This window comes from Shouchella clausii (assembly GCF_002250115.1).
Taxonomy (GTDB): Bacteria; Bacillota; Bacilli; order Bacillales; family Bacillaceae_D; genus Shouchella; species Shouchella clausii.
Genome location: NZ_CP019985.1, coordinates 941,464 through 956,573, shown reverse-complemented (window position 1 = coordinate 956,573; position 15,110 = coordinate 941,464). Strand labels below are relative to the sequence as shown.

Here is a 15,110-nt window from a genome sequence, read left to right as displayed (position 1 = left end):
CTGACAAGCGTTTTCAATCAGTCTAATTGATTCGTATATTTGCAAATAACGACAGTATTTTGGTGAATGACGCTATAGTGGCTTCCATGACAAACACGTAAGATACAAGTAATCGTTCTATAGCGAGAAAGGGGGAGAAAAATTGGGGGCATATCGGCTGGCCGTTGATATCGGCGCCTCAAGCGGCAGGGTGATGGCTGGCAAAATAAGCGAGACCGGCATCGATTTACAAGAGGTCTATCGGTTTGATAATCAAGCTCAGTTGATGGGCGGCCATTATTGTTGGGACGTTGACTACTTGTTTTGTGAAATCAAGCAAGGCATTCGAGTGGCAGTTCAATCTGGCTTGCAGCCGGTTAGCATTGGCATGAATACATGGGCGGTAGATTTTGTCCTTCTCGATGAAAAAGGCGAGCGGTTAACTGAAGCTGTCTCCTACCGTGACCCACGAACAAACGGCGTGATGGAAGATGTGATCGAGACGTACGGAAAAAAGGCATTATACGAACGGACGGGTATTGCTTTTCAGCCTTTCAACACTCTTTACCAACTGTTGGCATTAAAAAAACAAAACCCGGAGTTGTTTGAGCAAGCACATGCATTTCTAATGGTGCCCGATTATTTTCATTTCTTGCTGACAGGTGTCAAAGTCAACGAGTATACGAACGCAACGACAACTCAGTTAGTAAATGTCAATACAAAGGATTGGGATAGACAACTACTGAAAGAGCTCGGCTTGCCTTGTGGAATGTTTCAGCCATTGCAGCAACCTGGCACAAAGATCGGTTCTATAACAGAAAGCATGGAAAAAGAACTGGGCGTCCAACTCGAAGTCATTGTGCCTGCTACCCATGACACTGCTTCGGCGATTGCGGCGCTCCCAGAAAAACAAACATCGGTTTACATCAGCTCAGGTACGTGGTCGCTTATCGGTATTGAAAACCGCACGCCGATATGTAGCCAACAGGCGATGGCTGCCAATTTTACGAACGAAGGCGGCGTCGGCTCCCGTGTTCGCTTTTTAAAAAACATCATGGGCTTATGGATGATCCAAGAAGTACAAAGGCTGCTCCCTGGGCATTGGAGCTTTTCTCAACTGGCGCAAGCAGCCAGTGGGTCAACGTATACCGGGGAAATTGATGTCGATCAACATCGTTTTCTAAAGCCAGAAAACATGATTGAGGAAATTCAACAAGCTTGCCGCGAAAAGGGGCTTGCTGTTCCTGATTCACCAGGCGATTTGGCTAAGTGTATTTATGATAGTTTAATAGCTAGTTATGACAAAGCTGTAACCGAAATTGAAGCTATTTCAGGAAAGACGTATGAACAAATCCATATTATTGGCGGCGGGGCGCTAAACAAGGAAATTAACCAACGTTTAGCAAACCGGACCAACAAGACGGTGATCGCTGGTCCAACTGAGGCAACCGCTGTTGGCAATCTGCTCGTACAAGCGATTGCAGACGGAGAGCTTTCTCGTATAGAGGAAGGTCGTGCGCTAGTGCGGACAGCGTTTCCTGTCACTTACTATCTACCGCAAAGGAGTGAATGGCGCGTGACGAGTCGATTTGAAAGCGCTAAAGTGCAGTATGAACAATTAGGTATAGATGTCGAGGCAGCATTTGCGAAAGTAAAACAAGTGCCCATTTCTGTCCACTGTTGGCAAGGGGATGACCTTCATGGAACAGAAGTGATTGCGAACGAGTTGTCTGGAGGCATTGATGTAACGGGGAATCATCCCGGCAGAGCGCGGAACGGTGAAGAGCTGCGGCGTGATTTGGAAAAAGCGCTAAGTTTAATTCCTGGAAAGCACCGCGTCAATCTCCACGCCATGTATGCCGAAACGGATGGCGTGCCAATTGAACGCGATCAATTAAAGCCTGAGCATTTTGAAAAGTGGGTTAAATGGGCAAAATCATTAGGCATTGGCCTCGATTTCAACCCAACGGTGTTCAGCCACCCTAAGGCCGCTGATGGATTGACGCTTGCCCATCCAGATGAGGAAATCCGCACATTTTGGATTAACCATTGTAAGGCATGCCGGAAAATTGCTGCCTATTTTGGAGAACAATTGGGGACACCATCGCTAGTGAACATTTGGGTCCCAGACGGTTATAAAGATACGCCTAGTGATCGGCTAACGCCACGGAAGCGTTTAAAAGAGTCTTTAGATGCGATTTATGCAGACGAATACGACCCAATGCTTGTTCTTGATACCGTTGAAAGCAAATTGTTTGGCATCGGTTCAGAAGCGTACGTTGTCGGCTCACACGAATTTTATTTAAACTATGCGAACCAAAACAACAAGCTCTATTTGCTTGATACCGGTCATTTCCATCCCACGGAAGTCGTTTCTAATAAACTATCAGCAATGTTGTTATTTCACGATCAATTGGCATTGCACGTTTCCCGCCCTGTCCGCTGGGATAGTGACCATGTAGTTACCTTTGATGATGAGCTCCGAGAAATTGCGATTGAAATAGTCCGTAACGATGCTCTTGGCAACATCCATATTGGCCTTGATTTTTTTGATGCAAGCATTAATCGTGTCGCTGCCTGGGCCATTGGCACGCGCAATATGGCAAAGGCGCTATTGCACGCAGCCTTAATGCCCCATCGCCATTTAAAGCAGCTGCAAGATGAAGGCGATTTCACATCGCGCCTAGCCATGCAAGAACAGTTAAAAACGTATCCGTTTGGCGACATGTGGGATGAGTATTGCAAACGCCAAGGAGTGCCGACAGAAACGGAGTGGCTAGATGTCGTCAAGGAATACGAACAGCAAGTCCAACTGAAGCGTGGAGGCGAAAAAGCGAGGCAACGTTAATTTATTAGAAAGAGGGATCGTCATGGTACAACATCTGTGGAATGAGGAAGAAGCAAGCAAATTGTGTCAAGGACTCGATGAGTTGGTGTACCGCTCTAATTTAATTGGCGCCGACCGCGCTGTCTGCAATTGGGGCGGCGGCAATACGTCGATGAAAACGACTGAGATTGACTTTCGCGGCAATGAAGTCGACGTCATGTGGGTCAAAGGCAGCGGCTCTGATCTGGCTACAATGGGAGCAAGCAACTTTACGGGCTTGCGGCTCGACGATGTCTTGCCCCTGAAAGAACGGGAAGCAATGACAGATGAGGAGATGGTCGCTTATTTGGGGCATTGCCTAATCGACCCTCACCACCCGCGCCCATCGATTGAAACGCTGCTTCATGCCTTTTTGCCATTTAAGCATGTCGACCACACTCACCCAGATGCAATCATTAGCCTATGTTGTGCTGAAAATGGCCGCGAACTGGCAGAAGAGCTATTCGGTGACCGCTTTGTATGGGTGCCTTACATTCGCCCTGGCTTTGCGCTGTCTAAAATGATTGCAGAACAAGTAGACGCGAACCCGAAAGCGGAGCTTGTGCTAATGGAAAAACATGGCCTTGTCGTCTGGGGAGAAACAGCTAAAGAAAGTTATGACCGCACGATTTCTGTGATTAATGAAGCAGAGCAATTTATCGAGAAAAAGCGAGGCAAAAACGCGCCTTTTGGCGGAGCAGCAACAGCAGGGCTGAGAAAAGAAGAGCGCGAAGCATTGCTGGCCAACATCATGCCGGCGCTACGGGGGGCAGTGGCCCATAATGGGCGGAACATGATTGTGACCTACGATGATAGCGATTCTATCCTTGAATTTGTCAACAGCAAAGAGGCAAAGGAGTTATCGCAAATTGGCGCTGCCTGCCCTGACCATCTTGTCCATACGAAGCGATTGCCTTTGTTTATCGATTGGGTGCCTGATGCAAGTGACGAAGAAGGGTTGAAGCAAGCGGTGCTTAACGGAATAGCTGCATACAAAGAGGAATATATTCGCTATTTTGAGCGCAACCGCCGTGAAGGCGACACGATGTTTGAACCGTCGCCGCGCGTGTTGCTCATTCCAGGCATCGGCCTGATTAGCAGCGGCAAGGCGATTGAAAATGCGAAAGTGAGCCGCGCTCTTTATGAACGAGCGATTGCTGTCATGCGTGGAACGAGTGCGTTAGGCTCATTTGTTTCACTAAATGAAGCCGAATCGTATGAAATTGAATATTGGCCATTGGAGCTTTACAAACTATCGCTTGCGCCAAAAGAAGCAATTTTTTCGCGGAAAGTGGCGTTTGTAACAGGGGGAGCAGGGGGCATCGGCAGCGAAACGTCTCGGCAATTCGCTGCTCAAGGCGCACACGTCGTGTTGGCTGACCTTAATCTTGAAAGGGCAGAAGAAGTAGCGGCAGAAATAAATGGGCAATTCGGTGCTGGCCGGGCGCTTGCGCTAAAAATGGATGTCACAGATGAACAAGCAGTCGCACAAGCTTTTGCCAACGTGGCGCGGACATACGGGGGCGTTGACATTGTTGTCAACAATGCCGGCCTTGCCACATCAAGCCCTTTTGATGAGACGACTTTACAGGAATGGCAGCTCAATCTCGATGTGCTCGCGACAGGCTACTTTCTCGTCGCCCGCCAAGCCTTTACGCAAATGAAAGAGCAAGGAACAGGCGGTAGTATGGTGTTTATCGGCTCGAAAAATTCGGTTTACGCAGGGAAAAACGCATCAGCCTACAGCGCAGCCAAAGCGATGGAAGCCCATCTCGCACGCTGCATTGCAGCTGAAGGGGGCACTTACGGAATTCGCGTCAATACGGTTCTCCCTGACGCCGTCTTGCAAGGTTCAGCGATTTGGGATTCGGCTTGGCGCGAGGAAAGAGCAGCTGCTTACGGAATTGCAGCTGATGAACTTGAAGACCATTACAAAAAACGGACAACGCTAGGCGTCCATATTTTTCCGGCAGATATTGCGGAGGCTGTTTTATTCTTTGCTTCGTCCAAGTCAGAAAAGACGACGGGCTGTATGTTGACTGTAGATGGCGGCGTACCAGCAGCCTTTCCGAGATAAGGGTGGTTTCCTCTCCGCTAAACAATGCGGGGAGGAAATTTATATGAAAAGACGATGAAAGGAAAAGGAGTGAACGAGCATGATTCGCAAAGCTACAGTAATGAAGGTTTACAAAGATAAGTATGATGAATACAAACAACGCCACGATAAGCTTTGGCCTGAAATGGCAGAAATGCTAAAGGCACATGGTGTCCATCACTATTCGATTTTTCTGTTAGAGGAGACTGGGCAGCTGTTTGCCTATTTGCTGCTTGAAGACGAAGCAACTTATGCCAAAGTAGCAAAAACGGAAATATGCCAAAAATGGTGGGCGTATATGGCGCCGCTAATGGAAACAAATGATGATTTAAGTCCAGTTTCCTATGATTTAAAAGAAGTGTTTTATTTAGCATAAAGGGGTGGTAAGGATGGTGCGGCAAAATAAAGGGATGAAAGCCACGATTACGGTAGCGATGTCCAATTATTTAGAAGCAGGCGCTATTGTTGCGGGCGCTGGTGGGCTAACATTATGGGTCGAGTATTTGCAGTTGACCGACATGTGGGTAGGGTTGCTAGGCGCCTTGAGTGCTAATGGCTTTGGAGCAGCAATCGGGGCTCTGATTGGCGGTGCTTTAGTCGACCGCTATGGCAGGAAATTTATTTACAAATATGATTTGTTGCTATATATGGCAGGCATGCTTCTTATTGTCTTTGCTTTTTCCTTTCCTATGCTTCTTGCCGGCTATGTCATCGTTGGCATTGCTGTTGGCGCGTTAATTCCAGCAGCTTGGACGTATATTGCCGAAGAGGCGCCGCCTAACGAACGGGCTGCCAGAGTCGGTTGGTCCCAGTTTGCTTGGTCGATTGGGCCTGCTATTACGCTTTTTTTGTCGGTAGCGCTCGCTCCCCTTGGTTTACTAGGCAGCCGTTTGATCTTTGCGCAATTGTTTGTGGTGGCGATCATCACTTGGGTATTGCAACAGCAAATCAATGAATCGCAAATATGGGAAAAAGAGCAAGAAAAAGCACGGCTGACTCAAGCAGGCCAAGCTGTCGCGAAAGGTTCGTTAAAAGATTTGTTTACGGTAAAAGCAAATTTGAAAGCGCTTCTTTTTCTCGTCGGCATCTACTTTTTCTGGAACCTTGTTGCTGGCACAATGGGATACTTCATGCCTTACATCTATGAAACGGTAGGCGGCTTATCAGCAGCACAAGCCAATTTGCTGCAAGGGGTGCTTTGGACATTTACGGTGATAGCCACTTTTGCTGTGTTTATTAAGCTTGGCGATAAAGTCAACCGCAAGCTATTGTTTGGGATAGGAGGGGTACTCGGCATCATTGCTTGGCTCATTCTGACTTTTGGCGGCATGGGTATGACGGAGCTTGCCTTGTTTGTAACGATTTGGGGGCTTGCAGCAGGATTCGGTGCCCAAGCGTTCTATGCATTGTTTGCTAGCGAGTTATTCCATACAAAATACCGTGCCCAAGCCCAAGGGTTAATGTTTTGCATCGTACGGATTGGCGTAGGGTTGATTTCCCTTGTCGTTCCGGCAATGATTTCGAAAATTGGCTTTCAAACATCGGGAATGATCATGATTGCTTTCTTGATCATTAGCCTAGTCATTGGCGTTATCATGGCACCAGAGACAAGGAACCGGTCATTGGAAGCAATCCAACAAGAACGTTATGGAAAAAGCGCTTAACCTAGGACATAGAAAGGGATTGAGTCAAAAAGAGGATTAAAGGCAGAAAAATCGAAAATGTACGAGTAACATGACACAAGAGTGAATCGCCCTTTGAAAACGTGTAGGAAAGGAGTTGAGCTCTGTGAGGACTGGAAAAACAAAGCCAAAGGGAGCGGTTTATTTATATGAAAACAAGCATAAAGAGAAAAATTACATTCATAGCCATTTTCATTATACACACCAGCTTCTCTATGTCCTCGACGGAAAAGGGGAGTGCGAGTTAGGGAAACACAAGCATGCGCTCGCTTCTGACAATTTGCTCATCATTCGCCCTTTGACACACCACTCGATTGTCGCACAGTCAAAAATGACCATGCTCGTGCTAGAGTTTGATGAAAAGCAACTGCCTGTCGAGTACAGGCACACGCTTATAGCTGACGTGTTTGCCCGTTCAGAAGTGCTCCGCCTTAATTTGTTTAAAGGGAGTGAAGTCCGCCAATTGCTAAGGCGTATGCTTTACGAACAACTCCAGTATAGGGACAGCGAAAAAATCGGCTTGTCGCTTTTGCTTGGAGAGTTGTTGCTGCTATTAAAGCGGACGAAAAAAGGATTTACCTACCAAAACACAAATGAGTGGCGTGCGGCTGCCCTTAAAGAGTATATCGAAAATAATTACTACCAGTTAAGCCGCGCTGAAGAATTAGCTGCCAAAATGGGGGTAAGCTCCCGCTATATGCAGCAAATCTTTAAAGACGCATACGAAACGACGCCGATGCGGTATTTAACCGAAGTCCGTTTAAACCGCGTAAAGAAATTACTATTAGAAACTGACCTTGATATGGTTTCGATTTGTTTCGAAGTTGGCTTTGAATCGTTGCCTACCTTTTATCGTGTTTTTAAAAAGCAAGTTGGTGTTAGTCCGCTAGTCTATAAGCATACTCAATTAAGCCAGTATCATCATCGCAATGTTTCAAAATAATAGCCAAAAAGTCGCTTTATAGAGGCCCCTAATGACCCTAGCTGATTTAGTTCGGAAACTGAGAACGAAAAACGGGGAGTGATAAGACGAATTGGATGCGCTTTCACTAAACTGAGAGCAAGAGGTTGGCGATAAAGTCGACAAAAATCGCTTTCATTCAATTAAAAGCGAACTTAGATGAAAGGGGCATATAAGAATGGCTACGCATCCAATTGGCATTATTATGAATGGCGTCACCGGGAGAATGGGCACAAACCAGCATTTAATCCGATCGATTTTAGCAATCCGTGAACAGGGAGGGATTGCGCTTCCTAATGGGGAGACGCTTATGCCTGACCCGGTGTTAGTAGGAAGAAACGAGGCAAAACTTGAGGCGCTTGCGAGCAAATACGGGCTAAATCGGATCGAAACGGACTTAGAACAGGCGCTGGCAGACGAATACAATGTCATCTATTTTGATGCACAAACAACGAGCCGCCGCGCTGCCGCAATTAAGCAAGCCATCTCAGCAGGCAAGCATATTTATTGCGAAAAACCAACGGCGACAAGCTTAGACGAAGCCCTTGAATTAGCTGAGCTTGCCAATAAAGCAGGAGTGAAAAACGGCGTTGTACAAGATAAACTGTTTTTGCCTGGTTTGTTAAAGCTAAAACGATTGATTGACAGCCATTTTTTTGGGGACATTTATTCGGTGAAACTTGATTTTGGTTATTGGGTATTTGAAGGCGATTGGCAGGAAGGGCAGCGGCCAAGCTGGAATTATCGAGAAGAAGATGGCGGCGGCATTATTGTCGATATGTTTGCGCATTGGCGTTATGTAATCGACAACTTGTTTGGCGAAATTCAATCTCTTTCTTGCCTAGGAGCGACTCATATTCGCAAACGCGTGGATGAGGGCGGCCAACCATACAAGGCGACTGCCGATGATGCAGCCTATGCGATTTTTGAATTGGAAAATGGGATTGTTGTCCAAGCGAACTCCTCATGGGTGACACGTGTCGACCGTGATGATTTATTGACGATTCACGTTGACGGAAAATATGGAAGTGCAGTCGCGGGATTGCGGGATTGCAAAATCCAACACCGTGTGATGACGCCTCGGCCGACATGGAATCCAGATATACCAAACCCGATCGCTTTCCAGGAACTCTGGCAGCAAGTGCCTGACAATGAGCCTTACGAGAATGGCTTTAAGGCACAGTGGGAACTGTTTTTGAAACATGTTCATACAGACAGTCCATTTCCTTGGGACTTGCTTGAAGGAGCCAAAGGGACACAGTTATCAGACTTAGGTTTACAAGCATGGCGTGAGCGGAAATGGGTCGACGTGCCTAAACTGGCGGCAACTGTTCCGGCAAAGCATATTTAAGGGGGCAAAAACAATGGTATACACGATTACATTGCCAACTGAAGACAGAAACAAAATCGTTTATACGCTCCAGAATGCTGAGCCTGCATGTCTGAAGACGGCTGCTTTTTCCGCACGGCGTGCCTACTCAGCGGCACACGTCGTCGCCGATCCGTTATCGCCTGTACCGCCAGTACTGGGCGGCAAAGTTGACTGGGAAGCGACCCTTTCTTACCGCCACCACCTATGGAAACTTGGATTCGGTGTTGCTGAAGCAATGGATACAGCGCAAAGAGGAATGGGCTTAACATGGGAAGCGGCCAAACAGTTGATTGCCTATTCGGCAAAAGACGCAAAAGCAGTCGGTGGTGAAATTGCCTCAGGTGTGGGGACCGATCACTTGAGTGACAAAGAGGTATATGGGCTTGATGCAATTATATCCGCTTATGAAGAGCAAATGGAATTTGTCGAAGCGCAAGGCAGTCGTGTGATTCTCATGGCAAGCCGTGCCCTTGCGAAAACAGCACGGTCACGAGATGATTATCGGAATGTGTATAGTCGCTTGCTCCGCCAAGTGAAGGAACCGGTGATTCTCCATTGGCTTGGCGACATGTTTGATCCGAATCTAGCTGGTTATTGGGGGGACCCATCTATTGACGGGGCGATGGATGTTTGTCTCGAGATTATTCATGAACACAAGTACAAAATAGACGGGATCAAGCTATCACTGCTTGATAAAAACAAAGAAGTGGCTATGCGCAGCCTTCTTCCTAAACAGGTGAGGATGTATACAGGCGATGATTTTCATTATCCTGAACTGATTGCTGGGGAAAACGGCTTTTATAGTGATGCGCTATTAGGCATTTTTGACGCGATTGCGCCGGCAGCTGCTGAAGCTTTCCAAGCGCTTGACCGCGGCGATCTCGAAACATATAACCGGATCTTGGCGCCAACTGTCCCACTTGCCCGCCATATTTTTGAAGCGCCGACCTACGCCTACAAAACAGGGATTGTCTTTATGGCCCACTTAAATGGGCACCAAAACCATTTTCGAATGATCGGCGGCGCAGAAGGAGCAAGGTCTGCTGTTCATTTGGCAAAGCTATTTATGTTAGCCGACCAAGCAGGCTTGCTCGTTGAGCCTGAGAGAGCGATTAAACGGATGGTGCTAACGCTTGAAGCGGCTGGTATCGGCCAGGAGGTGCGCCTATGAGCGGTGCTCCTGGAATCAAGCGCTTCAGTCTAAACCAGATTACGACTGAACAATGGACGTTGCCAGAAGCAATTGAAGGCTGCGCCCGCCACGGTGTGGGCTGGCTGGCTGTTTGGCGCCATAAACTGCATGAGTACGGCTTAAAGGAAGCGAAAGAGCATATTCGTGATGCCGGCCTTTCCCTTTCCAGCTTATGCCGCGGTGGCATGTTTCCTGCTGCTAGCCAACAAGAGCGGCTCCAGCGGATTGAAGACAATCGGCGTGCCATAGACGAAGCTGCCGAACTTGGTGCGAACGTGCTTGTCCTTGTATGTGGACCAGCTGCGGGCAAAGATTTAGTGGAAGCAAGAAAGCATGTACAAGCAGGAATTGAGGCGATTGTTCCTTATGCAGAACAATGCGGCATTAAACTTGGAATCGAGCCTCTTCATCCGATGTACGCAGCCGACCGTTCTGTCATAAATACACTAAGGCAAGCTAATGATATAGCCGAAACGATCGGCACAATGCAAGTCGGTGTAATCGTTGATGCGTTCCACGTTTGGTGGGACCCAGAGCTAGATCAACAAATCGAACGGGCAGGCCGCCATATACTTGGGTTCCATGTTTCCGACTGGAACGTTCCTATTACAGACATGTTTAAAGGCAGGTCCCTTATGGGCGATGGTGTGATCGACTTAAAGAACATGCGCCGGTTAGTAGAACAAGCTGGTTATAGGGGTCCGATTGAAGTCGAAATTATGAACCAGTCGCTCTGGAATCTTTCCGGTGATGAAGCAATGGCGAAGATCATTGAACGGTTTGATGCACACGTCTAATCGCGTTGTTGGCAAGACTGCGAACGAGGAGGCTTAAAATGGCGGATTTGGTTTCAGTAGTGGTGGCTGGCATTAATGGTTATGGCAGCGGATATGTAAAAAAGCTGTTAACCCACAAACAAGCACTGCTTGCAGGGGTTGTGGACAATGCGCCGGAACGCAGCCCGTATTTGCCCGATTTACGAGAGCGCGGTGTACCGGTCTACCATTCTCTAACCTCGTTTTATAGAGAACATCATGCCGATTTGGCTGTTATTGCCACACCGATTCATTTTCATACAGTCCACGCTCTGGAAGCGTTAACGAACGGCAGCCATGTCCTGTGTGAAAAGCCGCTTTCCGCTGTGGCAAATGATTTTCCTTTGTGGGAAAAAGCAGTAAGAGAGGCGCAAAGATGGGCGGCGATTGGTTTTAATTGGTCATTTAGCAAAACCGTTCATGCGTTAAAGCGTGACCGAATGGCCGGCTTGTTTGGGCGGGCCAAGTCGCTGAAGACATTGGTGTTTTGGCCGCGAAACACAGAGTACTACCAACGTTCCAATTGGGCAGGAAAACGCTATTCCCAGCAAGGGCAGGCGATTTTTGATAGCATTGCCAACAATGCCGCAGCCCATTTTCTTCATCATTTGTTGTATGTGCTAGGCGACAAAATTGATACTTGCGCCAATGTCGTTGACATCGACGCTGAATTGTATCGGGCCAATCCAATTGAAACATTTGACACATGCATATTGCGGGCGAAAACAGACGAAGGAGCAGCGTTATTGTTTGTAGCCTCACACGCCACGGAGGAAGAGGCCGGTCCGATGTTTGCGTTGGAATTCGAAAAAGCGACAATCGAATATAGGTGCACCAATAAAACAGGGCACGTCGTCGCTTATTTTAAAGATGGTTCTACAAAAGTATATGGCAGGCTTGGCGTTACGCACGATGATTCATTTGCAAAGTTGGACGATTGTATTGAAGCAATTATTGATCCAAACAGAAAGGTCCCTTGTACGTACGAAACAGCATTTGCCCATGTACAAATCATTGAGCAATTAAAACAACATCCTATTCACGAGTTTGCTAATGTCAAGCAAGTTGATGGCTACCGGGTCGTGCCAGGTTTAGCTGACGTATTGCTTGAACGCTATGAAACCCACAGCAATGGCCGTCTACTCCCATTAAAGAAACGCTGAAAACGTAGCAGGCAGCACTCGCGTCCATCGCGGGTGCTGTAACTGTAGACGTCTTGCCGACAAATATAGCCTTGACTTGGCTGTGCGATAAGGTGGTTGCTATGTTTAAAAAGGCAAAGGTCAAAACCATTCTGTTTTTAAGCATTGCGCTGTTTATTATTTTCCTATTCTTCGTCGTAATTGGCGTAAGTTATCGCATGGTTGTGTCGGAAACGATTGCCTCGACGTCGGCTCACCAAAAGGAGCTTTTGCACTTATACCGAGATGAATTGGACAACCAGATGAAGGTGTTGGAAGAAACAGCGGTTGTTATTTCAAGAAATGCTGATTTGCAAGCCTTCATCAATAACCGACACGAACACTTTTCTTATAATCGACAACGAAACAACCTCCACAAGTATTTGCATCAAGTTGTATTAAGTTCATCAATGATTGATTCCATTGATATATACATGGATAACCCCCCAACTTTTGATAGCCAATATCCAATCCGTTTTCTTTCTAAGATTGATATGCACAGCCATCCAAAAAACAACGAAGTAAATGAGGCCAATGAAGTTTGGCTAGGAGAACACGATAAACATTTAACAGAAGAGGAAAAGGTCGTCTCTTACATGTGCAAACTGTATTCGGCAAAAGGAACGTTAAAAGCTATGTTAGTACTGAACGTCCGCGCCCGTGATTTTGAAGCCTTGTTTGTTGATAGGGAACATCAGGCAAATCAGCGCATGTTAGTTGGCAAAAATGGAGAAGCCGTTATGGTGCATGAAATGGAAGAAGAAGTAGGAAGAATCGTGGCTGAACAATCTTTTAACCAAGATGGAAATAGAGAGCTTGACCAGGGGCTAGCTGTATGGTCAGCATTAGAGCGTGCCGACTGGTTTCTTGTCGAGGTGACGCCATGGGGAGAGCTAACGAAAGGGGGGAAACGAATTACAGCTGTGCTTATAGCAATTAGCCTAGTAGCGATCGCAGGGGCGCTCCTGTTTGCTTTGTTTCTGTCTACGGCGTTTTCAAAGCCAATTCTCCAGCTACGCCAAGGGTTTGTGCAATTTGGTAAATCACAAAAAGTAAATGTGCCAAATGGCTATCAAAATGAGTTTGGCGATTTATTTGAAGGGTTTACGGAAATGACGAAGGAAATTCGTGCGTTGCACCAATCTTTAGAGGAAGAGCACCGTCGCAAAAATGAAGCCGACATAACGGCATTACAGGCAAACATCAATCCACATTTTTTGTACAATACACTCGACCAATTAAATTGGATGGCGATTGCTAAGGGCGAAGATGAGATCAGTGAAGTCATTGAATTGATGGGGAAAATGCTGCGGATTGGCCTCTCGAAAGGAAAAAGTTTCATTCCAATAGCCGATGAACTGGACCATATCCGCTACTATATGCAAATCCAGCAATGCACAAAAAACGTCGATATTTCATTTGAAATTGATGTCCCACCTGAACTCCGCCATTACTATGTACCGAAGTTTACATTGCAGCCAATTGTTGAAAACGCGATTATTCATGGATTTCATCGCCGCCAACGTGGGATGATTGACATTTCCATTCGTCCGTACAAACAAGCACTTCGGCTACAAGTGAAAGATGACGGCGTAGGGTTTGAACAAAAGGCGATTTCCCAGAAAAATGGTTATGGTTTGCAAAACGTCGCAGAGCGTTTACAAGCGTTTTTTGGTGAGGAAGGGACGATCACTGTTTACAGTGCAATAGGGGCAGGGACGACAGTATTGATTGAAATTCCGCAAAAGCAAACAAGCGATTGGGGAGGAGTAAACAAACATGTGGAAAACGGTTATTATCGACGACGACCAGCAAGTAATTGAAGGGCTAAAAGGCATTATTCCGTGGGAGACGTTTAACATGACCTTTGTTGGAGAAGCGTATGACGGCGAAGAGGGGATCAAGTTGATTCAAACCAATCAGCCGAACATTGTTGTAACCGATATTTATATGCCTGTGTTGGAAGGGTTGGCAATGGTTAAAACGGTAAGGGATGAAGGATTTGCTGGAAAGGTTGTCATTTTAAGTGGCTTCGATGATTTTGAATACGCACGACAAGCGCTGCGCTTACGTGTAGATGAGTATTTAAGCAAACCCGTTTCGAAAACGACGATTACGACTGTATTTGAAAAAATCGTTAATCACTTAACGGCAGAGGCGGAAGAAGAGACAAAAAACAAACAATTGGAAGTCCGCTTAAATGCGGTTGCGCCATTGCTTGACCGCCCTTTTGAAATAACCGGCGAGTCGCTCCCCCTTTATGAAACATTGGCAACTGCCGTACGTGGCAACGATTGGCGTAAAGCACAACAAGCAGCAAGAGCGGTCGTGTCTTATTTACGTGATGCTAAAGAACTGGAGCGGCCTTCATTGCTTCATTTCCATGCAAACAGCTTGCAAGCGTTGATCCGTGATGCGGTACGAAATAGAACCGGCCAACACATCTGTGCCAACAGAGTGGAAGTTGCACCAAACCAATTGTTGACGATCGAAGACTTCGAAGCATGGATCGAGTCGCAAGTTGATCAAGCGTGCATCGCCTCGATTTCAGAAGGCAACGCTAGGCATCGCCGCGCTGTCCAAATGACGATCGACTATGTGCATGCCCATTATAACCAAGATATTGTCCTCAAAGATATTGCGGAAGAGGTAGGTTTATCGAGGAAATACCTCGGGATTGTGTTTCAAAAAGCAGTCGGCGAATCGTTTAAGTCCTATCTTACTCGCGTTCGGATGGAAAAGGCGAAACAGTTGTTGCTTGAAGGGGAACTGTATATTTATGAAATTGCTGATCAAGTCGGTTACAGCCATGTCCATTATTTTACAAGGCAATTTAAGCGTTTTTTCCACGCCAGTCCCACTGAATTTATCAATCAAAAAGAGTGAAAGCGTCCCACGTTTCTTTTAAGTATGGTCTTTTGTGCAAACTATTTCCCTTTTTTCATCTATTCACCGGCAAAAAGAGTT

At 46.7% G+C, this 15,110-nt stretch carries 11 protein-coding genes and 1 pseudogene; all 12 read left to right on the top strand.

Annotation, left to right across the window (positions count from 1 at the left end; translation table 11 throughout):
* Positions 1-142: 142 nt before the first annotated feature.
* Positions 143-1,507: pseudogene (gene rhaB / locus BC8716_RS22720) on the top strand (rhamnulokinase); the annotation flags it as partial.
* Between the two features lie 48 nt (positions 1,508-1,555).
* On the top strand, positions 1,556-2,827 hold the full coding sequence (gene rhaA, locus BC8716_RS22715; RefSeq protein ID WP_255222628.1) for an L-rhamnose isomerase: 1,272 nt from the start codon (positions 1,556-1,558) through the stop codon (positions 2,825-2,827).
* A 22-nt stretch (positions 2,828-2,849) separates the two neighbouring features.
* Positions 2,850-4,922, top strand: coding sequence for a bifunctional aldolase/short-chain dehydrogenase (locus tag BC8716_RS04530; RefSeq protein ID WP_094424135.1), 2,073 nt, complete (start codon positions 2,850-2,852; stop codon positions 4,920-4,922).
* 79 nt (positions 4,923-5,001) lie between these two features.
* The gene (gene rhaM / locus BC8716_RS04525; RefSeq protein ID WP_094424134.1) at positions 5,002-5,316 is read left to right on the top strand and encodes an L-rhamnose mutarotase; all 315 of its coding nucleotides are present in this window, start codon (positions 5,002-5,004) and stop codon (positions 5,314-5,316) included.
* Positions 5,317-5,329: 13 nt separating this feature from the next.
* Complete coding sequence (locus BC8716_RS04520) at positions 5,330-6,604, top strand: MFS transporter (RefSeq protein ID WP_094424133.1); 1,275 nt, start codon at positions 5,330-5,332, stop codon at positions 6,602-6,604.
* A gap of 124 nt (positions 6,605-6,728) precedes the next feature.
* Positions 6,729-7,565 (top strand): helix-turn-helix transcriptional regulator, encoded by an 837-nt coding sequence (locus BC8716_RS04515; protein WP_169715908.1) that lies wholly within the window; start codon positions 6,729-6,731, stop codon positions 7,563-7,565.
* Between the two features lie 196 nt (positions 7,566-7,761).
* A complete protein-coding gene (locus BC8716_RS04510) occupies positions 7,762-8,934 on the top strand; it encodes a Gfo/Idh/MocA family protein (protein WP_094424131.1) in 1,173 nt (390 codons plus the stop codon).
* 13 nt (positions 8,935-8,947) lie between these two features.
* Positions 8,948-10,126 (top strand): dihydrodipicolinate synthase family protein, encoded by a 1,179-nt coding sequence (locus BC8716_RS04505; RefSeq protein WP_094424130.1) that lies wholly within the window; start codon positions 8,948-8,950, stop codon positions 10,124-10,126.
* On the top strand, positions 10,123-10,944 hold the full coding sequence (locus tag BC8716_RS04500; RefSeq protein WP_094424129.1) for a sugar phosphate isomerase/epimerase family protein: 822 nt from the start codon (positions 10,123-10,125) through the stop codon (positions 10,942-10,944). The genes BC8716_RS04505 and BC8716_RS04500 overlap by 4 nt, the downstream gene beginning before the upstream one ends.
* A gap of 38 nt (positions 10,945-10,982) precedes the next feature.
* Positions 10,983-12,125 carry a Gfo/Idh/MocA family protein gene (locus BC8716_RS04495; protein ID WP_094424128.1) on the top strand — a complete coding sequence of 381 codons (1,143 nt, stop codon included), beginning with the start codon at positions 10,983-10,985 and terminating at the stop codon, positions 12,123-12,125.
* A gap of 101 nt (positions 12,126-12,226) precedes the next feature.
* Positions 12,227-13,966 (top strand): sensor histidine kinase, encoded by a 1,740-nt coding sequence (locus BC8716_RS04490; RefSeq protein ID WP_094424127.1) that lies wholly within the window; start codon positions 12,227-12,229, stop codon positions 13,964-13,966.
* Positions 13,923-15,029, top strand: coding sequence for a response regulator transcription factor (locus BC8716_RS04485; RefSeq protein WP_094424126.1), 1,107 nt, complete (start codon positions 13,923-13,925; stop codon positions 15,027-15,029). Before BC8716_RS04490 ends, BC8716_RS04485 begins: the two co-directional genes overlap by 44 nt.
* Positions 15,030-15,110: the final 81 nt, after the last annotated feature.

Excerpts from the sequence above, each read along its gene's own strand:
- BC8716_RS04520 (WP_094424133.1), top strand. The coding sequence starts at position 5,330 with ATGGTGCGGCAAAATAAAGGGATGAAAGCCACGATTACGGTAGCGATG.
- BC8716_RS04500 (WP_094424129.1), top strand. The coding sequence starts at position 10,123 with ATGAGCGGTGCTCCTGGAATCAAGCGCTTCAGTCTAAACCAGATTACG.
- BC8716_RS04485 (WP_094424126.1), top strand. The coding sequence starts at position 13,923 with ATGTGGAAAACGGTTATTATCGACGACGACCAGCAAGTAATTGAAGGG.
- BC8716_RS04505 (WP_094424130.1), top strand. The coding sequence starts at position 8,948 with ATGGTATACACGATTACATTGCCAACTGAAGACAGAAACAAAATCGTT.
- BC8716_RS04510 (WP_094424131.1), top strand. The coding sequence starts at position 7,762 with ATGGCTACGCATCCAATTGGCATTATTATGAATGGCGTCACCGGGAGA.
- BC8716_RS04530 (WP_094424135.1), top strand. The coding sequence starts at position 2,850 with ATGGTACAACATCTGTGGAATGAGGAAGAAGCAAGCAAATTGTGTCAA.
- BC8716_RS04495 (WP_094424128.1), top strand. The coding sequence starts at position 10,983 with ATGGCGGATTTGGTTTCAGTAGTGGTGGCTGGCATTAATGGTTATGGC.
- rhaM (WP_094424134.1), top strand. The coding sequence starts at position 5,002 with ATGATTCGCAAAGCTACAGTAATGAAGGTTTACAAAGATAAGTATGAT.
- BC8716_RS04490 (WP_094424127.1), top strand. The coding sequence starts at position 12,227 with ATGTTTAAAAAGGCAAAGGTCAAAACCATTCTGTTTTTAAGCATTGCG.